1 protein-coding gene is annotated in these 256 nt (G+C 68.4%); it reads right to left on the reverse strand.

Features of this window, described 5'->3' with window-relative positions:
* The coding region (locus AC0IYH_RS32630) for an LptF/LptG family permease (RefSeq protein WP_471838501.1) at positions 1-256 on the reverse strand (256 nt) is incomplete at both ends.

Below are 256 nucleotides of genomic sequence, written 5' to 3' on the forward strand. Positions count from 1 at the left end.
GGGTGTAGCTCATCCCGACACCGCGCATCACGTCGAGCTCCGACGTGGAGGACAGCCGCCGGAACGCGAGCAGGATGCCGAGCATCAGGCCGATCGGAATGCCGAGGCCCAGATACTCCGGCAGCAGGTTCGCGAGCATCCGCCAGACGACGCCGATCGGCCCACCCTGGGTCGCGACGAAGGCGAACAGCCGGCCGAGGCGATCGAGGACCAGCAGCATCGACGCAATCGTCAGCGTCGCGAACAGCGGCACCGC

This window comes from Pseudomonas sp. AC463, from assembly GCF_979253585.1.